Source organism: Polynucleobacter sp. AP-Melu-500A-A1, assembly GCF_018882125.1.
Taxonomy (GTDB): domain Bacteria; phylum Pseudomonadota; class Gammaproteobacteria; order Burkholderiales; family Burkholderiaceae; genus Polynucleobacter.
Genome location: NZ_JACVOZ010000003.1, coordinates 65,538 through 87,142, shown reverse-complemented (window position 1 = coordinate 87,142; position 21,605 = coordinate 65,538). Strand labels below are relative to the sequence as shown.

General features: G+C 45.4%; 19 protein-coding genes. 11 read left to right on the top strand and 8 right to left on the bottom strand.

Going from position 1 to position 21,605, the window contains the following annotated elements; genetic code table 11:
- Positions 1 to 54 precede the first annotated feature (54 nt).
- Positions 55 to 300 carry a FeoA family protein gene (locus ICN38_RS06880; protein ID WP_216256342.1) on the top strand — a complete coding sequence of 82 codons (246 nt, stop codon included), beginning with the start codon at positions 55 to 57 and terminating at the stop codon, positions 298 to 300.
- Positions 293 to 2,206, top strand: a complete 1,914-nt coding sequence (locus ICN38_RS06875; RefSeq protein WP_216256341.1) for a ferrous iron transporter B — start codon at positions 293 to 295, stop codon at positions 2,204 to 2,206. The genes ICN38_RS06880 and ICN38_RS06875 overlap by 8 nt, the downstream gene beginning before the upstream one ends.
- A gap of 43 nt (positions 2,207 to 2,249) precedes the next feature.
- Here the strand turns inward: ICN38_RS06875 and ICN38_RS06870 are convergent, their stop codons facing one another.
- On the bottom strand, positions 2,250 to 3,137 hold the full coding sequence (locus ICN38_RS06870) for a fumarylacetoacetate hydrolase family protein (RefSeq protein WP_216256838.1): 888 nt from the start codon (positions 3,135 to 3,137) through the stop codon (positions 2,250 to 2,252).
- Positions 3,138 to 3,238: 101 nt separating this feature from the next.
- Here ICN38_RS06870 and ICN38_RS06865 point away from each other — a divergent pair, with 101 nt between their 5' ends.
- The gene (locus ICN38_RS06865) at positions 3,239 to 4,234 is read left to right on the top strand and encodes a tripartite tricarboxylate transporter substrate binding protein (RefSeq protein ID WP_255562754.1); all 996 of its coding nucleotides are present in this window, start codon (positions 3,239 to 3,241) and stop codon (positions 4,232 to 4,234) included.
- Positions 4,234 to 5,046: a class II aldolase/adducin family protein gene (locus ICN38_RS06860; RefSeq protein WP_216256340.1), complete on the top strand. Its 813-nt coding sequence runs from the start codon at positions 4,234 to 4,236 to the stop codon at positions 5,044 to 5,046. The genes ICN38_RS06865 and ICN38_RS06860 overlap by 1 nt, the downstream gene beginning before the upstream one ends.
- Positions 5,047 to 5,114: 68 nt before the next feature.
- Here the strand turns inward: ICN38_RS06860 and ICN38_RS06855 are convergent, their stop codons facing one another.
- The 6 genes from ICN38_RS06855 to fabI form a co-directional block, all read right to left on the bottom strand.
- Positions 5,115 to 6,107 carry a tripartite tricarboxylate transporter substrate binding protein BugD gene (locus ICN38_RS06855; protein ID WP_216256339.1) on the bottom strand — a complete coding sequence of 331 codons (993 nt, stop codon included), beginning with the start codon at positions 6,105 to 6,107 and terminating at the stop codon, positions 5,115 to 5,117.
- Positions 6,108 to 6,176: 69 nt separating this feature from the next.
- Positions 6,177 to 7,022 carry a CoA ester lyase gene (locus ICN38_RS06850; protein WP_216256338.1) on the bottom strand — a complete coding sequence of 282 codons (846 nt, stop codon included), beginning with the start codon at positions 7,020 to 7,022 and terminating at the stop codon, positions 6,177 to 6,179.
- Between the two features lie 12 nt (positions 7,023 to 7,034).
- Positions 7,035 to 8,411 carry an MmgE/PrpD family protein gene (locus tag ICN38_RS06845; protein ID WP_216256337.1) on the bottom strand — a complete coding sequence of 459 codons (1,377 nt, stop codon included), beginning with the start codon at positions 8,409 to 8,411 and terminating at the stop codon, positions 7,035 to 7,037.
- Positions 8,412 to 8,430: 19 nt separating this feature from the next.
- Positions 8,431 to 9,315 carry a MaoC family dehydratase N-terminal domain-containing protein gene (locus ICN38_RS06840; RefSeq protein ID WP_216256336.1) on the bottom strand — a complete coding sequence of 295 codons (885 nt, stop codon included), beginning with the start codon at positions 9,313 to 9,315 and terminating at the stop codon, positions 8,431 to 8,433.
- Between the two features lie 22 nt (positions 9,316 to 9,337).
- Positions 9,338 to 10,666 (bottom strand): chromate efflux transporter, encoded by a 1,329-nt coding sequence (gene chrA, locus ICN38_RS06835; protein WP_216256335.1) that lies wholly within the window; start codon positions 10,664 to 10,666, stop codon positions 9,338 to 9,340.
- Positions 10,663 to 11,448, bottom strand: coding sequence for an enoyl-ACP reductase FabI (gene fabI, locus ICN38_RS06830; RefSeq protein ID WP_216256334.1), 786 nt, complete (start codon positions 11,446 to 11,448; stop codon positions 10,663 to 10,665). Before fabI ends, chrA begins: the two co-directional genes overlap by 4 nt.
- Positions 11,449 to 11,498: 50 nt before the next feature.
- Here fabI and ICN38_RS06825 point away from each other — a divergent pair, with 50 nt between their 5' ends.
- From ICN38_RS06825 to ICN38_RS06805, 5 genes are all read left to right on the top strand, one after another.
- The gene (locus ICN38_RS06825) at positions 11,499 to 13,370 is read left to right on the top strand and encodes an extracellular solute-binding protein (protein ID WP_216256333.1); all 1,872 of its coding nucleotides are present in this window, start codon (positions 11,499 to 11,501) and stop codon (positions 13,368 to 13,370) included.
- A gap of 11 nt (positions 13,371 to 13,381) precedes the next feature.
- Entirely contained in the window at positions 13,382 to 14,446 is a 1,065-nt protein-coding gene (locus tag ICN38_RS06820) for a microcin C ABC transporter permease YejB (protein ID WP_216256332.1), read from the top strand.
- The gene (locus tag ICN38_RS06815) at positions 14,443 to 15,468 is read left to right on the top strand and encodes an ABC transporter permease (RefSeq protein ID WP_216256331.1); all 1,026 of its coding nucleotides are present in this window, start codon (positions 14,443 to 14,445) and stop codon (positions 15,466 to 15,468) included. The genes ICN38_RS06820 and ICN38_RS06815 overlap by 4 nt, the downstream gene beginning before the upstream one ends.
- Complete coding sequence (locus tag ICN38_RS06810; RefSeq protein ID WP_216256330.1) at positions 15,465 to 17,138, top strand: ABC transporter ATP-binding protein; 1,674 nt, start codon at positions 15,465 to 15,467, stop codon at positions 17,136 to 17,138. The genes ICN38_RS06815 and ICN38_RS06810 overlap by 4 nt, the downstream gene beginning before the upstream one ends.
- A gap of 137 nt (positions 17,139 to 17,275) precedes the next feature.
- Positions 17,276 to 17,929 carry a C40 family peptidase gene (locus ICN38_RS06805; RefSeq protein ID WP_216256329.1) on the top strand — a complete coding sequence of 218 codons (654 nt, stop codon included), beginning with the start codon at positions 17,276 to 17,278 and terminating at the stop codon, positions 17,927 to 17,929.
- On the opposite strand, the gene ICN38_RS06800 is transcribed toward ICN38_RS06805, so the two are convergent.
- Positions 17,915 to 18,832 carry a patatin-like phospholipase family protein gene (locus ICN38_RS06800; RefSeq protein ID WP_216256328.1) on the bottom strand — a complete coding sequence of 306 codons (918 nt, stop codon included), beginning with the start codon at positions 18,830 to 18,832 and terminating at the stop codon, positions 17,915 to 17,917. The two genes, ICN38_RS06805 and ICN38_RS06800, sit on opposite strands and share 15 nt — an antisense overlap.
- A 192-nt stretch (positions 18,833 to 19,024) precedes the next feature.
- On the opposite strand from ICN38_RS06800, the gene scpB reads away from it, so the two are divergent.
- The gene (scpB, locus tag ICN38_RS06795) at positions 19,025 to 19,747 is read left to right on the top strand and encodes an SMC-Scp complex subunit ScpB (protein WP_216256327.1); all 723 of its coding nucleotides are present in this window, start codon (positions 19,025 to 19,027) and stop codon (positions 19,745 to 19,747) included.
- A gap of 6 nt (positions 19,748 to 19,753) precedes the next feature.
- Positions 19,754 to 21,502 carry a pseudouridine synthase gene (locus ICN38_RS06790; RefSeq protein WP_216256326.1) on the top strand — a complete coding sequence of 583 codons (1,749 nt, stop codon included), beginning with the start codon at positions 19,754 to 19,756 and terminating at the stop codon, positions 21,500 to 21,502.
- Positions 21,503 to 21,605 lie beyond the last annotated feature (103 nt).

The window sequence follows — 21,605 nt, the reverse complement described above, 5'->3', positions numbered from 1 at the left end:
TTCATTCTCATTAGTGGATATAATGGTGTATTAGCTCATCAAAAAGCATATTGAATGAATTTAGATCAAGTTGATTTGGGTAGTTTGTATCAAGTTAGCGAAATTAACGCTCCAAAGGGTGCCCCACAAATTAAGGGGCAACTGGAGGATATCGGCTTTTTACCGGGCGAACAGGTCAGCGTATTACGTAAGGGTTTATTGGGCAAAGGTCCCTATATGGTTCGTGTGGGAGCTTCTACTTTTGCACTTCGTCAATCTGAAGCGCGAATGATCACTGTTGAATGTTTGCCCAATGTCTGAAGCGAAGATTCATATTTTCTCAAATGAACCCGTTGTCGCATTATTAGGTAACCCTAATTGCGGCAAGACCGCTCTATTTAATCTTTTAACTAGCAGTCGACAAAAAGTAGCCAACTACTCTGGAGTTACGGTTGAGAGAAAAGAAGGGCGCCTCTCTTTGAGCTCTGGGAAAAAGATTCGTATTTTGGATTTGCCTGGTGCTTACAGTTTGTATCCACGATCATTGGATGAGAAGGTTACTTGCAATGTCCTTTTAGGTAGGGCGGAAGGTGAGAAGCGTCCTGATCTCGTCATTTGTGTCTTAAGTGCAATGAACTTAAGGAGAAATTTGCGCTTAGTGCTAGCTGCTAAACGTCTCGGGCTTCCTTGTGTTGTGGTCTTAAATATGCTCGACATTGCGCAGCGCCAAGGTTTGCAAATTGATACAGCAGCCCTCTCGGATGAGTTGGGATTGCCAGTGCTCACCAGCGTGGGCATTGAGGCAAAAGGTGCAGATGCCATCAAATCATTTTTGTCTAATTTAGATTGGCGTAACTTAAGTGCTATGCAGACCGGTACAAGTGATGCCACTTTGGAAAATGTTGCTTCTCATATCGCGCATGCTGAATCTGACAATATTCAAGTTCAAAAAATTTTACAGCGTTTAGGCCTGGACAAAATTATTCCAGATCAATTGAGTGATCGTCTTGATTCCGTTCTTTTGCACCCTGTACTTGGCCCCATCATCTTGGTGGTATTACTGTTTTTTATATTTCAGGCAGTATTTAGTTGGGCCACATTACCCATGGAGCTTATCAAGTCCTCCATTGAATATTTAGGCTCACAAATTAGTACCTTATTACCAGATACCTGGATACGAAGCTTGCTGATTGATGGAATATTGGCAGGCTTAGGTGGCGTGATCATCTTCCTGCCGCAAATTTTAATTCTCTTTTTCTTTATTCTTTTACTAGAAGAGTCCGGCTATTTACCACGTGCAGCCTATTTATTAGATCGAGTGATGGGATCTGTCGGCCTATCAGGCAGGTCTTTTATTCCGCTCTTATCTAGTTTTGCCTGTGCTATTCCGGGCATTATGGCAACGCGCAGTATTTCTAATTCCCGCGATCGACTGATCACAATATTAATTGCGCCAATGATGACTTGTTCTGCGCGCCTACCGGTTTACGCCTTGTTAATTTCTGCCTTCATTCCAGAGCAAAAGCTATGGGTAGGCGTTGATCTCCAGGGGCTAGTATTGTTTTTACTGTATCTGACTGGTATCTTGGGTGCCATGGCTGTTGCGTGGGTGCTCAAGCGCTTTACTAGTGAGCAGTTCAAAATGAATGCTCTCATGATGGAGTTGCCTAGTTATCATTTGCCTCGCGTCGGTAACTTAGCAATTAGTCTATGGCAGCGCGCTGAAATATTTTTGCGTCGAGTTGGCGGGATCATTTTGATCATGACGATTGCTTTGTGGGCGCTCTCCAGTTTTCCACTGCCACCAGAGGGTGCAACTGGATCGCCTATTCAATACAGTTTTGCCGGAATACTAGGCCAAGCCTTAGCGTATGTTTTTGCTCCCATAGGATTTAATTGGCAGATCAGCATTGCTTTGGTTCCCGGCATGGCTGCTCGTGAGGTAGTGGTGAGCTCATTAGCGACGGTCTATGCCTTATCTAGCTCCAGTGCCGATGCAGCAGATGCATTGGTACCATTAATTTCCACTAGCTGGAGCCTGGCAACGGCTCTATCACTTCTTGCATGGTTTGTGTTTGCACCTCAGTGCCTATCCACTATTGCAGCTGTCAAACGTGAAACTGGTGGCTGGAAGATTCCTATCATTATGCTCAGCTACTTATTTGGCTTGGCTTATTTAGCAGCCTTCATCACCTATCGAGTTGCATCCTTCTTTGGCCTTGCATAGAAAAGCCACCCGAGGGTGGCTTTGATTTCTAGTAGCTGATTATTTATCCGGCTATGAAAGTATTTTCTAGTTTGCCAATACCGCCCATTTCAACTACTACCACATCACCATTGACCAAATATTTTGGTGGCTTAAATCCAATACCCACGCCCGCTGGAGTTCCAGTAGCAATGAGATCGCCAGGATAGAGCGTAATGCCTGCAGAGACGGTGGCAATCATGTTGGGAATATCAAAAATAAAATCCTTGGTATTAGAATTTTGGCGTAACTCACCATTAACCCAGCACTTCACCGAAATGTCGTTGGCCACTACTTGGTCAGCAGTGACGACCCAAGGGCCCATAGGGCAAAAGGTATCAAAGCTCTTACCTAAGAACCATTGTTTATGGCGTTGTTGCCAGTCACGCGCTGTTACATCATTAATTGCTGTGTAACCCCAGACATGTTTCATGGCATCAGCTTCACTAATGCCTTTGCCACCTTTACCAATCACGATCGTTAATTCAGCCTCGTAATCAATCGCGCTTGAAACACCAGTAGGAATGATGACATTGGTATTGGGTCCTGTTACAGACTCTGGTGGCTTGGTGAAGAAAATGGCATGACTAGGAATATCTTCACCTGGCTTAGCACTGGAATCAAATCCGCTGTTAGAAAATTCTTTTGCATGCTCATGGTAATTTTTACCTACGCAAAAAATATTTCTACGGGGTCTAGGAACGGGTGCTAGTAAACGAATATTAGAAAAATCATGTGTTGTTGTTGGCTTGGGTAATGTGCCATTTAAATCAGCCCGCAAAATAGCCACAACCCCATCTTCGCTAACATCTACCCCAAGATCAAACTCATCTACTGATTTGCCATCAGCTGAAATGGAGCCAACGCGTGTTTTACTAGGCTCATTTTTTAAAGAAAATGCTGCATATTTCATGGTAACGATCTCCATTGGGGTTCTTATCTAGGAAGGACCCCATTTATTGTGATGAATCTTGTAGTAGGATAAAGAATATAAATAATAACTAAATAACCACTATGAGACAAAAAATGAATGCTGTTCGTTTGCTAGCCTTTTTGGGCGCCGGTTTACTCGTTTCCCAAGTAGCCCCCGTATTTGCCCAAGCACCTGAGGCTTGGCCAACAAAATCGATCACGATGGTGGTGCCGTTCCCGCCTGGTGGTGTAGCGGATGCTGTTGGGAGACCCGTAGCTGAGGCCTTATCTCGAATTTTAGGTCAGTCAGTCATAGTCGAAAATAAAGCAGGGGCCGGCGGTGGTATTGGTATGGCGGCGGTAGCCAAGTCCAAGCCTGATGGATACACCATCTTGATGGCTTTATCTTCCATCTCCATTATTCCTGAGGCAGATAAGGTTGTGGGGCGTGAGCAATCTTTTCAGTTAAACCAACTAAAGCCTATAGCCCGGTTTACCGCTGACCCAACCGTCTTGGTTGTGAGAGCAGATAGCCCATGGAAAGACTACAAATCTTTTGTTGCAGCAATGCGCGCAAATCCTGGCAAATATAATTTTGGATCATCGGGTAATTACGGCACGATGCATGTGCCGATGGAGATGCTGAAGTCTTCTGAGAAGTTTTATATGGTTCACATTCCCTATACCGGAGCTGGGCCTGCCATTGTTGGTCTATTGGGTGGTCAAGTAGACGCGCTCGCTACAGGGCCTTCATCAATAGTTCAGCAAATCAAGGCAGGCAAGGTACGCGCTCTCGCGCACTGGGGTGATGGGAGATTGGCTAGCATGCCTGAGGTGCCAAGCTTTAAGGAGATGGGCGTCAAAATTGAGTTTTCCCAATGGGCTGGCCTCTTTGTACCAAGTGCTACACCTGATGCAATTACCAATAAATTACGTGATGCTGCTAAACAAGCAGCTAATGATGAGCGTGTACGAGCAGTGATTAATGGGGCAGGTAGCCCAATTCAGTATCTTGATGCGCCAGAGTTCAAAGTCTTTTGGGATAAAGAATCTTCGCAGATGGGTGAAATTGTGAAGAAAATTGGTAAGGTTGAATGATGAAAAAAACCCTATTTTTTAGCGCAGCAAGCTTTTTGCTTTCTGCAACACTGGCCACAACATCAAATGCGGCCAGTGTTCAAGAGCAGATGGAACAAAATCCTGCCGTCAAAACAGCAGTTGAAGAACTGGTCATTGCCAATCATATTTTGTACGACCAAAATGCGGTGGATGGTTATGGGCATATTAGCGTCCGCAACCCTGGCAATCCGAATACCTTCTTTTTGGCTAGAAGTGTTGCCCCTTCTGTTGTTAAGGTGGAAGACATCATGGAATTTGACATGAATGGCAAAGCATTGAATGGCGATACGCGCGTGGCTTATGGTGAGCGTTTTATTCACAGTAGTGTGTTGCGTAATCGTCCGGACATTAACTCGGTAATACATGGCCATGCCGCACCTATTCTGCCTTATGGCCTAACGGGCTCTAAGCTAAAGCCGGTTTATCACATGAGTTCATTTTTGGGTGAGGGCGCCCCCATCTTTGAAATTCGGAACTTTGCCAAGCCAAGTCCTGATACTGATATGTTTGTGAGTAGTCCTGAATTGGGAGATGCCCTATCAAAAACAATGGGTACTCAATACTTTGTATTAATGCGAGGTCATGGTTATGCAGCTGGAGCTGACTCAATCAAGAAGGCAGTATTTAGAGCGGTCTACGCCATTCAAAATGCCAGCATTCAGTCTGAGGCAATGAAGATGGGAAAGGTTCAGTACTTGACCGTTGGTGAAACTGCAAAAGCTCAAGAAACGATTGAAAAAACCATTGGCAGACCGTGGCAGCTATGGAGTGAGCGCGTTAAAAAACCATAAGCTTTTACATTCCAAATAAATAGCCACCCGAAGGTGGCTATTTATTTGCTTAGAAATCTAAGAATTAATTAATCCGGAATATTCGATTTGCGAATCACTGGACCCCATTTATTAATTTCTGCTTCAAGATGGTCTTTCAATCCGGCAGCAGTGATCTTCTTGCTTGGTACGATATCAATATTTGCATCTTCTAGACGTTTTTTCACATCAGGAGAATTGAGTGCTTTTACAAGAGCGGCATTCAATTTGTCCAAGACTGGTTTTGGAACGCCTTTAGGAGCGTACATGCCATGCCATACCTTAACTTCAAAGCCTTTGAAGCCTTGTTCATCCAATGTTGGAACATTTGGAATTGCTGGTAAACGTTTGAGGGTAGTAGTACCGTAAGCTTTGACGCTGCCATCTTTGATGTAAGGAATTGTCTGAGTGGTTTGGTCACAGAGTAAATCTACCTGACCACCTAATAAATCTGTCAAAGCAGGTCCAGTTCCTTTGTAAGGAATATTGGTGAGCTTGACGCCTAGACGACTTTGAAAGAGCAAGCCACAAAGTTGGGAAACAGCTCCAGGACCAGCATTAGCCATAGTGATTTTTGACCCATTGGCTTTGATATAGGCTTCTAGTTCTTTAAAGTTCTTTGGCGGCAAATCTTTTTTACCCAAGAGCACCATGGGTACATCAGCTACTTGGCCAATGTATTCAAAGCTGGTGAGGGGGTCATAGGGTAGTTTATCGTAGAGGGCATTGGCAGTAGCCATGCCCATGTGGTGTAAATAAATGGTGTAGCCATCAGGAGCAGCGCGCGCTACTTTAGTAGAGGCAATCGTGCCACCTGCACCATTGACGTTTTCAACCACAATGGTTTGACCTAGAGTCTGACCCATAGGAACTGCGATTAAACGTGCTACTGAATCAGTAGGGCCGCCTGCTGCAAACGGAACAACCAAAGTGATGGATTTGGTGGGCCAATCTTTTTGTGCGAGTGCAGAATTGCTGAACAATAAAGAGCAAGTGACAACACTGGCCACGATTCCAGAGATGAGGGATTTCTTAATATTCATAACAGCCTCCATGAGTTTCTTGCTAAGCTAATTTTGCCATTTATATGGCCTTCTTAGCATTGTAAGGCCCTAGTGTTTACCAGCAAGCGCAAGTGTCCTTTGCGCTAATAACACCACTGGCCGGTCAATCATTCGTCCATCTAATTTGATCGCGCCTCCCTGAGAGGCCTTATCTGCATCAATAACCCTTTGAGCCCAGGCTAGCTCTTTATCAGAAGGCATAAAGGCTGTCTTGACGATGGCAACTTGCTTGGGGTGTATGCAAAGTTTTGCACCAAAGCCCATTCTTTTGGCCCGCTGCGCATCATTATTAATTCGGACAGTGTCATCTGTGGATGGAGTAACCCCATCAATCGGAGGGGCGATTTGGGCTAGGCGTGAAGCCAGAACAATTTGATAGCGCGCAGTCTGTAATTCAGTTTCATCCGGGTCACACACCATGCCAAGGTCAGCCTGTAGATCAAGATTACCTAAGGCTAGGCGAATGACTTGATTGGAATTTGCAAGTTCACGTAAGTTATCTAAGCCGAGTGCTGTTTCAATCATTGGGATGATGGCAGTATTAGGCAAGATCAGGGCTGCTCCATTAATTTGATCATCGGATTCACTTTTAGGAATGAGGATGCAAGAAACATTGAGCTCTTGGGCCAATATGAGATCGGCTGCATAGAACTTCGTTCCTGGTGAGTTTGTCCTAATGACAAGCCTATTTTTTTGCTCATCACTAAAGTTCTTCCAGGCTAAACGAATGGCATTGCGCGCCTCTTCTTTATCTTCTTCGGGAACAGCATCCTCTAGATCTAGCACTACTGCGTTTGCAACACTATCTAATGCTTTAGAAAAACGTTCAGGGCGGCTGCCTGGTACAAATAAAAAGTTGCTACTAAAGGCTAGTGTTTTATCAGGTGAGTTCATGGAATGGAATGATTAAGAATGGGGTAGTAATGAGCTTATCTTGGCCTGTTTGCGGATATTCCACAAGAGATCAATGGCAGTATGCATTTCAGCAGGACTCGCACCACCACTGAAATCGGCTAAGCGCATAGCTTTATCCGTTACTTCTGTGCGACTGAGTGTATTACCTGGATCTCCCTTAGGCTCATCAACGCGACCCTCTAGTATTTGGCCATCATGAAGGTGCACTTTAACTTTGCCAATCCAACGCTGTGGGTAAGCGCTATCAACTTCAGGATCAAGCGTCATAGTCACACGATCACGAAAGAGGCAAATAGCATCATCATGAAAGTGTTGATCAAATTCTTGTAAACCAGCAAATTGGTAGTGCGCAATTAAGGCCAAAACTGTTCCCATGGAAAACTTAGATTGATGAACAGTGGCTGGGTCAGTAACTGGACCTAATACATCAATTGCACCCTGGTGAACTAAGGTTTCAACCTTAGCAATATCACTGGGCTTTAGTTTATATGCCAACATCACTTGGAGCAAAGCATCAGCAGCAGGGTGGGTATGCCTACAAGATGCATGATACTTAAAGCTCGTTTCCGCAAGCGCCCAGCGAATGCCAAGGCGATCCACTAATTTACTAGGATCTGCATCACTGGACATGCCTGCCGCCATACCTTGCTTGCCTTCGAGAATGTGTTGAGCACCAGTAAAGCCAGCCTGCGCTATATAAGCAGACATTAAGCCGGTAGAGGCTGCATGAGCGGTATGCAATTGTTTGGAGTCAGCGGCATCGCGCAAGAATTCCCAAAGTCCAGCAGATTGGGTGCCTGCAGATCCAAAAGCATTGAGCATTTGCACTGGAGTAAGTTTGAGTAAATGACCAACAGCAGCTGCAGCGGCAATAGTGCCAGCAGTACCAGTAGTGTGAAAGACTTTGTAATGTGAGCGCCCTAAAAATTCACCAACACGAATACCCACTTCATAGCCTGCCACTGCTGCTACTAATAAATCTTCACCAGATGCACCTATCGCTTGAGCACAAGCAAGGGCCGAAGGAAATACTACGGTAGCCGGATGAAAAACCGAGCCATTATGAACATCATCTTGTTCGGCAACATGAGATGCTGCAGCATTGGCCATTGCTGCTAAAAATGGACTAGATTTTTTTCGTGTTATCAGAATCTCTGAAGGTCCTGCATGAGCAGCACTGAAGCCGCCCATGCTTTCTGCAAACTTTGTGATGATTTCAACTGGGCGAGACCCTTTGCCTGCAATGGCTGAGCCAAACCAATCTACTAATAAATCTTCAGCGCGATTCATGACATCCGCGGGAATGTCTTTGGCTTGTAGGTTTGAAGCAAAGCTTGCGAGCTCTTGGGATAAATGTTGAGTTGTCATAAAAGGGAATAAGAATGAGTTAGGCAATGACTGCAGTGGCTTGCATGGTAAGCCAGCCTTCATGGTCTTGAGCCCATATGGCAATAGTTTTGCCAGAAGGATCTTTTTCTAGGTCAGGCTTAGCAGATACTTTAAATATATTGATATCAAAGGTCGGGCGAATAGCGCGGAATTCAAAACTCTTTAACTTGCAGCCTGGAATACTTTGACGCACTAGATCTACGAGCAAGGTCGCAATGAATGGGCCATGAACAATCAATCCTGGATAGCCTTCAACCTCAGTAACGTATTTGCGATCGTAATGAATGCGATGCCCATTGAAAGTCAAAGCTGAGTAGCGAAACAGTAGAACATCATCTGGCGTAATGGTTTTACTCCACACGGCATCTTCGGGTGCGGCAGTGGGAGCAACGGGTTTGTCATCAGGACCTGACGCATCACGATACACAATGTCATGCTCTTCAAGAATGGCAAGACCATGTTGATTGGAGATTTGATGCTCCACCAATACAAAGATTAAATCACCGGTACGCCCAGCTTTATGGATAACGGATTTAATAGTCGACACACGTTGGATATCATCGCCAACAGATAAGGGCGCTAACCATTGAATGCGGCTACCAGCCCACATGCGACGTGGCAATGGAACTGGTGGTAAAAACCCGCCCCGTTTAGGATGACCATCTGGCCCAATTTCTGATTCTCGTGCATGTGGCAAAAAATAGAGCCAATGCCACAACTCAGGCAAGAAGCTGCCAGATATTGGGCTGGGATCATCGCGGTCTAAAGTAGCCGATAAGGCGCGAACGGGGGCGGCCGTAACGGTATCAGTTAGTAACTCAGATTTGCCGAGCCACTCTTGTAGGTGAGTAATGGTTTGGGGTTCAATGCGCATAAGATCCATTATGCCAATCTTAGGATAAGTCTTATGCTATTAATGTGGCGACAAAATAAGTCAATAAGCCAGCCAATGCACTGCCACCGAGAACGCTCATTACCCCTTTTTGAAACCGAAATAGGGCAATTGCGGCCAAGATGCAGATAACAATTGATATCCAAGAGATTGAGCCGCCAAATCCTCTAGGTAAAAATACGTGATAAGCAAAAAATAGTCCTAAATTAGCAATGACACCAACCACGGCTGCAGTAATTGCAGTTAAAGGTGCAGTGAAACTCAGTTTTCCGTGAGTGGATTCAATCAGAGGGCCACCCACCAAGATGAAAAAGAAAGAGGGTAAAAAGGTAAACCATGTAGCTACGCAGGCTCCTAGTACGCCAAACCAAAATGGATTACTAGTGCCAATCAGGTGCTGAATATGACCTGCAAGATAGCCGACAAATGCAACGACCATGATGAGTGGTCCAGGCGTTGTTTCGCCAAGCGCCAATCCATCAATCATTTGATTTGCGCTAAGCCAGTGAAAGTGATCAACAGCACCTTGATAAACATAGGGTAGCACTGCATAGGCGCCACCAAAAGTGAGGAGTGCTGCTTTGGTAAAAAACCAAGCGAGCTGTGGATATAGCGTTTTCCAGCCAAAGATGTAGAGCAGACTTAGTATTGGCAAAAGCCAGCAACCCAGCGCAATGATGCTGTGACGAATCGTTTTTTGATAACTAAACAAGGCATGAGTTGGTGTTGGAGTGTTGTCATCAATTAAGGCTTCACCATAATGCTTGTCAGCTGATTTCCCATGAGCATTGCCTTGTGTAAAGTATTGTGGATAGCGTTTACCTCCCCAAAATCCAATCGCCCCTGCAATCAATACGATGATTGGAAAAGAGAGATTGAGAATGAAGATGGCCAAGAAAGAGCCTAAGGCAATCCACTGAAGGGCTTGGTTATGAATGGTTCGCTTACCAATTCGAACAGCAGCATGCAGAACAATTGCTGTCACCGCAGGTTTGATCCCGAAAAAGATAGCTGCTATCCAGGGCACTTGCCCAAAGCTTAGATAGACCCAAGATAAGCCAATGAGAATAAAAAGTGAGGGGAGCACAAAGAGGGTGCCTGCAAGAATTCCACCCCAACTGCGATGCATCAGCCAGCCTATATAGGTGACCAACTGTTGTGCCTCTGGTCCAGGAAGCAGCATGCAATAGTTCAGCGCATGTAAAAAGCGCCGCTCTGAAATCCAGCGACGCTTTTCAACTAACTCTTGATGCAATACTGCAATTTGTCCTGCAGGCCCACCAAAACTGATGAAACCAAGCTTAGCCCAGAACTTAAGGGCCTCTCGAAAAGGAACGCTCAAACGTCTTCCATTCCGCCAACTACTTGACTAAAGCCGTTATCGACATAAATGATTTCAGCAGTAATGCCGTTCGCTAAATCAGACATGAGGAAAGCAGCGGAATTACCAACGTCATCAATCGTTACATTGCGACGTAGGGGCGCAGTTTTCTCAACAGCTTCTAGAATCTTGCCAAAACCTTTAATTCCAGAAGCGGCTAAGGTTTTGATTGGACCAGCAGAGATTCCGTTCACGCGAATGCCTTTAGGTCCAACAGAACCTGCAAGATATCGAACAGATGCCTCTAAAGAAGCCTTAGCTAAACCCATCGTGTTGTAGTTCGGGACATTGCGCATTGAGCCTAGATAGGTCAGGGTAAGCAATGCTGATTTATCACGCAGCATTGGCAAAGCCTCTTTAGCCATTGCTGGAAAACTGTAAGCGGAGATATCGTGGGCAATTTTGAAGCCCTCACGGGATAGGCCTTTTAAGAAATCACCTGCAATTGCATCACGCGGGGCAAAGCCGATGGCATGCACAAACCCATCAAACTGGGGCCAGGATTTTGCCAAGTCCCGAAATAGGGCGGAAATTTGCTCATCACTACCGACATCGCAGTCAAAAATCAGCTCAGTATTAAATTCTTTAGCAAAATCAACTATCCGGTCCTTAAAACGCTCGCCGACGTAGGTAAATGCCAGATCGGCGCCTTCACGGTGGCATGCTTTAGCGATGCCATAGGCAATTGACCGGTTTGAAAGAAGGCCTGTAATTAGAATTTTTTTGCCGGAGAGAAAACCCATGATGTGTCCTTTGCTTCAAATATGATTTGCTAACTACAATTGTTGCATATATGCCCAGACTAAGCCCCATTCGCCAAATTTCCCTTTTTTGCCTGACAGCGCTGCTGCTGGAGCTTGGGCTTAGTTCGGCACAGGCATCTCAGGGCATAGCGCAGTATGGCAAACCAAAATATGCTGATGGCTTTAGTCACTTTGACTATGTCAATCCCAATGCGCCAAGAGGTGGAACGTTAACCTTACCCAATCCTGATAGGCGCACCAGTTTTGACAAATTCAATCCTTTTACTTTGCGTGGTGTGAATGCCCCTGGTATTGCTGAACTCATGTTTGAGTCACTTGCCGTTGGAAGTGCGGATGAAGTTTCTAGTGCTTACGGTCTGATTGCAGAGGATATATCGGTGGCTCCCGATAAGATGTCAGTGACTTTTCGCATTCGACCTGAAGCAAAATTTTCAGATGGCAGTCCTATTCTGGCTAGCGATGTTAAATATAGCTTCGACACTTTGATGAGTCCCTTAGCGAATCCACAATTTCGCACTGTCTATGCAGATGTTAAACAGGCAGTAGTAGTATCCGATCGCGTTATTCGTTACGACTTCAAAAATCGCAACCCAGAGTTACCCGTGATGGTTGGTACCCTGCCAGTATTTTCGCGTAACTGGGGTAAAAAAACAGATGGCTCAATTACCTCATTTGATAAATTAAGCTTCGAATTACCTATCGCTAGTGGGCCTTACTTAATTGAGTCTTATAAAGCAGGTAAGACCATGATCTTTAAGCGTAATCCTCATTATTGGGCGGATGAAGGTGGCAAGACATTAAATGTGCGTATAGGCTTTTTTAACTTTGATCGAATTGTTTACAAACTTTATAGCGACGATGCTGTTCGCCTAGAAGCATTTAAGGCGGGTGAGTTTGATGCCTTAGTGGAATATCGCGCGAAGAATTGGGCAAAAAGTTATGTTGGTCCTCGTTTTAATGACGGCACCTTACTTAAGAAATCATTCTTAAATCACAACGGCGCTGGTATGCAGGGCTTTGCTGTGAATTTACGTCGACCACTCTTTCAAGATCCACGAGTGCGTCAAGCGCTCGGTTATGCCTTAGATTTTGAATGGCTAAACCGACAACTCTTTTTTGATCAATACAGTCGTATTAACAGTTACTTCACCAATAGTGATCTCAGTGCTAATTTTGATGGCCCACGAAAACCGACAGAAGCAGAGTTGAAATTACTAAAGCCGCTCAAAGAAAAATATCCCCAATGGGTGCCAGATGCCGTTTTTGGTCCAATGCCGCCGGCACCATCTACCGAGCCTCCGGGAAGCCTTCGTCAAAATTTGCGCAAGGCCAGAGAGCTCTTGATGCACGCTGGATGGCAGTATCGTGATGGCGCCTTACGCAATGAAAAAGGGGAAGCATTTCGGTTTGAGATGGTGGAAGATGGCCCTTTCTTCTTAAGAGTGATCTCGGCTTACGTACGAAACTTGGAAAAATTAGGTATTCAGGTAGATATACGGACCAGCGATTTTGCCCTGCACCAAAAACGCATGGACGAATATGATTTTGATATGACGACGATTCGTTTTCCAGATTCCCAAAGTCCAGGTAATGAACTTTGGGATCGCTTCGGTAGTCAGGCCGCTAAAGAAAAGGGTTCTGATAATGTGATTGGTATTCAGTCGCCAGTAGTTGATGCTTTGGTAGAGGCAATCACCAAAGCAGAGACGCGTGAACAGTTACGAGCTGCGACGAGATCTCTAGACCGCGTCTTATGGAATAGTTATTTTGTCATCCCTCAGTGGTACAACCCGACACACCGCATTGCGTATCGTAAAGAAATGCAATATCCAGATCCCCCCTTATATTACAGGGCTGAAGGATGGATTTTGATGAACTGGTGGAAAGGGGGCAGTCAATAATGCAAGGGCAAATGTGGTCTTACATTCTGAAGCGCGTGTTGCTCATGATCCCAACCTTATTGGGTGTTCTCACTCTCACTTTTGCGGTAGTGCAATTTGTTCCAGGTGGTCCAGTTGAGCAAATGATGTTGGAGCTCAAAGGAAAGGGCGATGCCGGTGTTAGTGGAGCAGAGTCATCTGGCGGTGGTAGCAACTATCGTGGCCGCCAGGGAATAGATGCTGAACGTTTAGCGGAAGTAAAAGCTTTATATGGATTTGATAAGCCCCCAATAGAGCGTTATTTCATGATGCTAAAACGATTTGCTCAGTTTGATTTAGGGCAAAGTTATTACCAGCATCAAAGTGTTTGGCAATTGGTGGTTTCTAAACTTCCGGTATCCATTAGCATTGGCTTATGGACTTTTTTCCTGACCTACTTGGTATCGATACCATTAGGCATTGCAAAAGCCGTTCGGGACGGTTCTCGTTTTGATGCGGTGACGAGTACGATGATATTAGTTGGTTATGCGATCCCAGGCTTTGTACTTGGCGTACTCTTACTCGTGATTTTTGGCGGCGGTAGTTTCTTACAAATATTTCCTTTACGGGGTCTTACTTCAGATAACTGGAGTGACTTAAGTCTGATGGGTAAGGTGATGGATTACCTATGGCATTTAGTGTTGCCGATCACCGCCTCTGTTCTAGGGAGCTTTGCAGTGGTAACGATGCTGACAAAAAATTCTTTTTTAGAAGAAATTCGCAAGCAATATGTTTTGACTGCTAGAGCAAAGGGTCTTACTGAAAAACAAGTCTTGTGGAAGCATGTTTTTAGAAATGCATTACTACCTTTGGTAACGGGATTTCCTGCTGCATTTATTGGAGCCTTTTTTACAGGGTCATTGCTGATAGAAACCTTATTCTCCCTGGATGGACTTGGTTTACTGTCTTATGAGTCAGTGATGCGTCGCGATTACCCTGTGGTATTTGGCACCCTATATCTCTTTACCTTGATTGGATTATTTACCAAGCTGATATCAGATCTTTGTTATGTCTATGTTGATCCACGCATTCAGTTTGGTGCCGGAGGAGGCTCATGAGTCGCTGGCATCGCTTCAAAAATAGTCGGATGGGATATTCCAGCTTATGGATCTTTTCGATTCTCTTTGGCATCTCTCTATGCGCTGAACTGATTGCTAATGACAAGCCTTTAGTAGTGAGCTATCAAGGCCATCTCTATTTCCCGATTATCAAGTTTCAACCTGAGACAGTATTTGGTGGAGATTTTGCTACGCCGACAGATTTCTTAGACCCTGATATCCGGCGCAATATCACTAGCAATGGCAATTGGGCAATTTATCCGCCGATTCCATATAGCTATGAAACCTTGAACTACTTCTCAAAAGTTCCTAATCCTGCGCCACCTTCTTGGGAAAATTGGTTGGGCACGGATGATCGAGGACGAGACGTATTGGCGCGCTTAATTTACGGCTTTCGTTTATCTATCTTGTTTGGTTTAGCTCTGACCATTGTTGGAGTGAGTGTAGGGATTATTACGGGATCCTTAATGGGTTTCTTTGGAGGTAAGTTTGATTTGGTCTCGCAGCGCTTAATCGAGATTTGGTCAGCTATGCCAGAGCTTTATCTACTCATCATCTTTGCCTCTATTTTCAATCCCAGTATTTGGCTATTGATTATTTTGTTAGCAGCCTTTGGATGGATGGGCTTATCAGATTATGTACGTGCAGAATTTTTCCGTAATCGTGCTTTGGAATATGTGCGTGCTGCACGTGCCTTGGGGTTAACGAATCTACAGATTATGTGGCGACACATTCTGCCAAATAGTTTGACACCCGTTATTACCTTTCTACCTTTTAGGATGAGCGCCGCCATTCTTTCACTCACTAGCTTAGATTTTTTAGGTTTGGGTGTACCCCCAGGCACCCCAAGCTTGGGGGAGTTGCTCTCTCAAGGCAAAAGCAATCTAGACGCATGGTGGATCTCACTCTCTACCTTCGTGGTCCTCGTTGCCACCTTACTCTTACTCACCTTTATGGGCGAAGCCCTGCGTGATGCATTTGATTCACGTAAGTCGGGATTGATCAGTGGAGGACGTTCATGAGCAAGGCGCATATCCATGATCAAGGTTCAAAGGTTCCTTTATTAAAGTACGAAGATCTCAGTATTTCTTTTGGTTCTGGCCGTCGTGAAAAGTTTGCAGTAAAAAATATAGATTTGGAAATAGGTATAGGCGAACGAGTGGCCTTAGTCGGGGAGTCGGGTTCTGGTAAAACCTTAACTGCGCTTGCTCCGCTTAGACTAGAGCCTGAAGGTGCGCAGGTATCAGGTCGTATCTTATGGAATCAACAAGGTGAGCGTGGCACGGTGGATTTATTAAAGTTACCGATCCAAGACATTCGACAGATTCGAGGGCGTGAAATTGCCATGGTGTTTCAAGAGCCGATGACTGCTCTGAATCCTCTGTTTACGGTTGGCAATCAAATTATTGAAGCAGTACAGATTTATCAACCCTTAATTTCTAAAGCGGATTGTGTAGACGCTGCGGTTGATTTATTAAGAAAAACAGGTATCCCTGAGCCCGAGCGCCGAATTCATTCCTACCCCCATCAACTCTCTGGCGGTCAAAGACAGCGCGCCATGATTGCAATGGCACTGGCCTGTAAGCCACGCCTCTTGATTGCAGATGAGCCAACTACTGCTCTGGATGTGAGTTTGCGATTGCAGATTTTGGAGTTACTCATCGAGCTACAGGAAGAGTCTAAAGACCATGGTGGTATGGGAATCTTATTAATTACGCATGATCTGAATTTAGTAAAACACTTTGCGCAGCGGGTTGCCGTACTAAATCAAGGTAACTTGATGGAGTCGGGTGCCACCAAGCAAGTGTTTGAACACCCAAGCGATGCCTATACTCGTGCCCTGGTGAACAGCGAACCAGTCCGTAATTTGGTACCGGTTATTCCTTTGGCCCCCGTGCTTTTAAAAACAGAAGAGCTTTCTGTTGCGTACCCAAGTCAAGAATCTACTTCATGGTTTAAGAAGGCTCCCCCACATAAGGTATTACGCAAGGTTAGCTTTGCGTTAAAGCAAGGTCAAACCATCGGCGTGATTGGCGAGTCAGGCTCTGGAAAAACGACCTTAGGAATGGCAGTACTGGGATTACTAGGGGATTCTGCTGCTCAAGTCACTGGCGAAGTTGATGTGCTGGGTGATGATTGGCAAACGCTCAAACCTGCCTCCCGACGCGCTATGCGTTCTAGTTTACAAGTCATCTTTCAAGATCCTTTTGGATCGCTTTCGCCGCGCATGAATGTCATGCAAATTATTTCTGAAGGCTTGGATATTCACTTTCCAAAACTTACAAGTGCTGAACGTGAGTCCCGTGTACTGGATATGTTGCGCGAAGTGGGCATAGAACGCTCAGCACTGACGCGTTACCCTCATGAATTTTCTGGAGGCCAGAGACAACGAATTGCTATTGCAAGAGCATTGATTCTACGTCCACAAATTTTGGTTTTAGATGAGCCCACTTCAGCATTAGATGTTTCTATTCAGAAACAAGTGTTGGCGTTATTGTCGGAATTACAGAAGAAGTACAACCTGGCCTATCTCATGATTAGTCATGATTTAGCAGTGATTAGGGCGATGTCTCATGAAATCATGGTCTTGAAAGATGGCAAGGTGATTGAATTTGGAGATACAGAAACGCTGATAAAGCATCCCAAACAGGTCTATACCAAGGAGTTATTTGCAGCTGCTGCTTTGGTTTAGATTCATGCAAATTCATCGCCCTAATGGGCTAATTTGGTGCATTTGCTCTAAATTAATGCAAATTTTCCATTAGAAACAATGACTTAAGTCTAAAGTCAAAACTTGGTTAATGATAGGTTCTTTGTTAAACTGTTGCGATGTCGTTGAAAAACACTCTCTCCCCAAAGCTGGCTGCTAGCTTGCTCGCCTTGTATTTTGCGGCCGCCATTTCTGCGCAGGCTGCAGATACAGTAGTAGAAGCTGCTCCTGAATTGGTAGTGCCCAAAGAAAGTATGTTTCAGGCAGGGAAGTCCTATATCTCTCGAGTTTCCGATCGCTTGGTTGATACCGTAACAGGCAAGTCAGACGAATTAATTAATCGTGCCATGGAAGTCATTGGCGTGCGTTATCGCTGGGATGCCGAGTTGCCACAGTCTGGCTTAGACGGCAGCAGTTTCGTTGGCTATGTATTTAAAGACAAGTTGGGTTTTTTGCTCCCGCGTAAATCAACTCAAATGAGTCGTGTAGGTAAGCCCATTAATCGTGAGGAATTACAGCCTGGTGACCTTGTATTTTTTAATACGATGCGCTTAACGTTCTCTCACGTCGGCATTTATGTGGGCGATAACAAATTTATTCATTCACCCTCTAAGGGAACCAGCGTTCGTGTCGATGACCTTGGCAGCCTTTATTGGGATAAGCGTTTTGATGGTGCGCGCCGTTTAGATGGAAGTGACAATTTGAACGATGCTGAACGTCAAGAGCTTCTAAACGAAGTTAAAAATCTCAAGCGTAAATCACGCAGCCTTTAACTTTTCTTTAATCAGCGCCATTTGCTCCTGCGCTGCGATTTCACCCGCAAGGATCGCTGCATTTCTGGATTTGAAATCACCGCTAGCCATTTGCAATAGGTGAGGTTGAATGACGATGTCAGCACTCTTCAGTTCGTATTGATTAATACTTCTTTGCATGATGGAGATGGTTTGCTGTAAAACCCCAAGAGTGCCACTAGCATCTTGGTGTATGGGCTCAGAAGAGATATTGACTGCAATAACCAAGGTCGCACCCATCTGTCTGGCATAGCTCACAGGTACTGGCGCTACTAGCCCACCATCAACATACTCCTTGCCGCTAATTACCGCTGGCTGAAATACACCCGGAACACTACAGGATGCTCTTACTGCCAAACCAGTATTGCCTGTGCGAAATAAAATTCCCTTGCCGGATTGCAGTTCGGTGGCAACGATTCCGAGAGGGATACGCATTTGTTCGATGGTTTTGTTTTGCACCTCTCGGTTCACCATATTTTGCAATGCATCTCCTTTAATTAGGCCACCAAACCGGCCAGCAAAAGGGAGACCCCAGTCCGCAATCGTTGCTTCATCCAGATTGAGGGCGAGGCGGTTCAGTTCATTACCCGCTACTCCAGAGGCAAATAGGGCGGCTATAACACTACCAGCGCTGCTACCCACGACAATATCTGGCCGAATACCTTGGGCTTCCAGGGCTTTAATCACGCCAACATGGGCAAATCCCCGAGCTGCTCCCGCGCCAAGGACTAGGCCGACTACGGGCTTATGAGGGCTCAATAGGCTACAGGAACTTAAGCTTCCAGCCCCTAGGAGACCTCCTAATGCTGCTCCAATGCCCAAAACCCGTCGCCTTGCCTGAGATTGGGGTGGTGGGGTAGTTTCTTGGTTTAAAAATTCATGCATATAGCTATTGTATTGAGCCTACCTTATAATGAGCGCACGGTGAACGAAAAGGACTTCGTTTCAGTGCGGACATATCTTCTAACAAGAATTCATGAGATAAATTGTCCTAAGTAGTTAAAGAACACCCAAAACCCATTACTGAAATACATTATTTAAAGCTCAATCAGGAGTATTCCTGATAGCCCGACTTTTATGGACGATCACAACAAGCGCGTAATTGAAACAGCCCTCCTGTGCGCGCAGGAACCACTCTCAGTGACTGATATGTCTCGTTTATTTGTCGAGGATGTCACTCCTACTGAAATTAATGAGGTCTTGGTAGAGATTCAACGCGCATGGGATGACAAGGGAATGGAGCTAGTGCATATAGCGACTGGTTGGCGTTTTCAAAGTCGTTTATCCATGCGTGAGTACCTTGATCGTTTAACGCCAGAGAAGCCACCTAAATATTCTCGTGCCGTGATGGAAACCCTTGCCATCATTGCTTATCGTCAGCCCGTAACCCGAGGCGAGATTGAAGAAATTCGTGGTGTTGCTGTGAGTAGTAATGTGATGAAGCAATTGGAAGATCGTGGTTGGGTTGAAGTTATTGGCCATAAAGAAACCATTGGAAGGCCGGGTCTTTATGCGACCACCAAACAATTTTTAGATGATCTGAGTTTGACAAATTTACAAAGCTTGCCGATCTTAGAGGATGCTGCACCGATGGCAGCTGCTCCGCAACTAGGTCAAGCAGTAATGGAATTTGATCCAGAAGCTACTGTGGAAACGGTAGTAATCAATGAGGGTGATCAAGTCATTCTTGAAGTTGAGGTTTTGGAAGAGACAAGGACAGTGGAGATCACTGAAACAGTAAGCGTAGAAATAGAAGAAGTTATCCCAGAGTCTGATGAAAACTCAGACAAAGCAAAATAATTATTAATGACAAGCTCAAACGAAAACGATTCATCTCCGGTAATAAATCCATCGGCAGCCCCAAGCAATTCAGAGGGCCCCTCATCGCCAGATGGTGGCGCCAAGCCTGAAGGTCGGGACGGTGGCGAACGCCGTCCACGTCGCCAAGGAACAGGCAAACACCCATTCAACAAAAAGCGATCCTTCAATAAAGATAAGCCCCGCCGTGAAGGGGATTCTTCGGGCGCCCCTAGAGAGGGTAGTGGAAATCATTCCGTCAAGCTGGCTCCAAATCCTGCAGACATAGAAGCTTTATTTGCTTCTGTAGTCTCAGGTGAATTTGATGCGGCATTAGACGCACCAGAGGCATTAGAAATAAAAAATCCTGATGGTTTAAATGAAAGCGAGATCTCACATCAAACTGGTGCTGAGCGTCGTGCACAGCGAGCTTCGCGCTCTAGCGATGATGAAGATTCTGATGTTCCCACTGAAGAAGAGATGAGCAATTTGCAGTTTGCCAATGTAGATGAATTGCCGCTGAGTATGCGCGATGAAGTATGGTCCGACCTAGATGGTCTTGATGATGATGCTGATGATGAAGATACGGTCAAACTCCATAAAGTATTAGCTGACGTTGGTATGGGCTCACGTCGGGATATGGAAGACTTGATTATTCAAGGGCGCGTATCCGTCAATGGTCTTCCTGCGCATATCGGTCAACGCATTGGCCCAACAGATCAAGTACGTATCAATGGCAAACCGGTTCATCGCAAGATTCAAACTAAGCCGCCACGCGTCATCATGTATCACAAGCCTGCTGGCGAGATCGTGAGTCAGTCTGATCCTGAAGGTCGTCCAACCGTATTTGACCGTTTACCAAAGCCGCGTCAAGGACGTTGGATTGCGGTGGGTCGCCTGGACTTTAATACTGAAGGTCTTTTGTTATTTACCACTTCTGGTGAGTTAGCGAATCGCTTGATGCATCCACGTTATGGTGTTGAGCGCGAATATGCTGTGCGCATTCTAGGTGAGTTAAGTCAAGAAAATACTGCGCAATTAAAGAGCGGTATTACGCTAGATGATGGTCAGGCTAAATTCTTACGCTTATCGATGGGTGGTGGTGACGGTGCCAACCGTTGGTACCACGTTGCATTAAGCGAGGGTCGTAATCGCGAAGTGCGTCGTATGTTTGAAGCAGTTGGTCACACGGTATCTCGCTTAATCCGAACTCGTTATGGCATTTTCTTATTACCCCCACGCTTAAGGCGAGGCAAATGGGAGGAGATTGAGGCTGGCGGTATTTATAACTTGATGAAGTCTGCGGGTTTAAAGATGCCACAACCGCAAGATAAAGGCCGTAATCCAAATTCACAGGGCCGTGACCGTCACTCCTCTCAGAGTGGTGACTTTCAGCCGGATCCAATGCAAACCTCGGTTTCTTATTGGGGTTCACGTGATGCACTGACACTGGCAAGTGGTCACAATGGTCTAACCCATCAAGGTCGTGGTGGTAAAACCGGCGGTGGTTCAGGTGAAGGGCGCGGACCTTTCAGGGGTCGTACTCAAGGCGGTAGACCTGGACAAACTGGTCAAGGGGGGCAGGGTGGCCAAGGACAAAACCGCAATAAAGTAAAAAAAGTCCACCATGACCAGTCCGCTTTTGTGACAGCTAATCCCCAAAGTCCTGGAAATGGACCTAAAAGAAGCGCACCAAAAGGGAGAAAACCCTTCAATAAGGGTCCGAGAAAGCCTCGAAACCCTAGCGAAAGCTTCTGATTACTAACAGTTTTCCCCTAAATCAGCTATAATTTTGCTCTTACTGCAGAATTCTGCAGTTAGTTTTTAGTTATTACCGACTGATGTTGCGATCAACGTAAGT

What these genes read in the sequence shown, in the direction of transcription:
- ICN38_RS06800 (WP_216256328.1), bottom strand. Translation starts at nt 18,832, where the DNA reads ATGCATGAATTTTTAAACCAAGAAACTACCCCACCACCCCAATCTCAG.
- ICN38_RS06850 (WP_216256338.1), bottom strand. Translation starts at nt 7,022, where the DNA reads ATGAACTCACCTGATAAAACACTAGCCTTTAGTAGCAACTTTTTATTT.
- ICN38_RS06880 (WP_216256342.1), top strand. Translation starts at nt 55, where the DNA reads ATGAATTTAGATCAAGTTGATTTGGGTAGTTTGTATCAAGTTAGCGAA.
- ICN38_RS06845 (WP_216256337.1), bottom strand. Translation starts at nt 8,411, where the DNA reads ATGACAACTCAACATTTATCCCAAGAGCTCGCAAGCTTTGCTTCAAAC.
- ICN38_RS06865 (WP_255562754.1), top strand. Translation starts at nt 3,239, where the DNA reads ATGAGACAAAAAATGAATGCTGTTCGTTTGCTAGCCTTTTTGGGCGCC.
- ICN38_RS06870 (WP_216256838.1), bottom strand. Translation starts at nt 3,137, where the DNA reads ATGAAATATGCAGCATTTTCTTTAAAAAATGAGCCTAGTAAAACACGC.
- ICN38_RS06875 (WP_216256341.1), top strand. Translation starts at nt 293, where the DNA reads ATGTCTGAAGCGAAGATTCATATTTTCTCAAATGAACCCGTTGTCGCA.
- ICN38_RS06820 (WP_216256332.1), top strand. Translation starts at nt 13,382, where the DNA reads ATGTGGTCTTACATTCTGAAGCGCGTGTTGCTCATGATCCCAACCTTA.
- ICN38_RS06855 (WP_216256339.1), bottom strand. Translation starts at nt 6,107, where the DNA reads ATGAATATTAAGAAATCCCTCATCTCTGGAATCGTGGCCAGTGTTGTC.
- ICN38_RS06790 (WP_216256326.1), top strand. Translation starts at nt 19,754, where the DNA reads ATGACAAGCTCAAACGAAAACGATTCATCTCCGGTAATAAATCCATCG.
- ICN38_RS06810 (WP_216256330.1), top strand. Translation starts at nt 15,465, where the DNA reads ATGAGCAAGGCGCATATCCATGATCAAGGTTCAAAGGTTCCTTTATTA.
- ICN38_RS06825 (WP_216256333.1), top strand. Translation starts at nt 11,499, where the DNA reads ATGCCCAGACTAAGCCCCATTCGCCAAATTTCCCTTTTTTGCCTGACA.
- ICN38_RS06840 (WP_216256336.1), bottom strand. Translation starts at nt 9,315, where the DNA reads ATGGATCTTATGCGCATTGAACCCCAAACCATTACTCACCTACAAGAG.
- ICN38_RS06815 (WP_216256331.1), top strand. Translation starts at nt 14,443, where the DNA reads ATGAGTCGCTGGCATCGCTTCAAAAATAGTCGGATGGGATATTCCAGC.
- scpB (WP_216256327.1), top strand. Translation starts at nt 19,025, where the DNA reads ATGGACGATCACAACAAGCGCGTAATTGAAACAGCCCTCCTGTGCGCG.
- fabI (WP_216256334.1), bottom strand. Translation starts at nt 11,448, where the DNA reads ATGGGTTTTCTCTCCGGCAAAAAAATTCTAATTACAGGCCTTCTTTCA.
- ICN38_RS06860 (WP_216256340.1), top strand. Translation starts at nt 4,234, where the DNA reads ATGAAAAAAACCCTATTTTTTAGCGCAGCAAGCTTTTTGCTTTCTGCA.
- ICN38_RS06805 (WP_216256329.1), top strand. Translation starts at nt 17,276, where the DNA reads ATGTCGTTGAAAAACACTCTCTCCCCAAAGCTGGCTGCTAGCTTGCTC.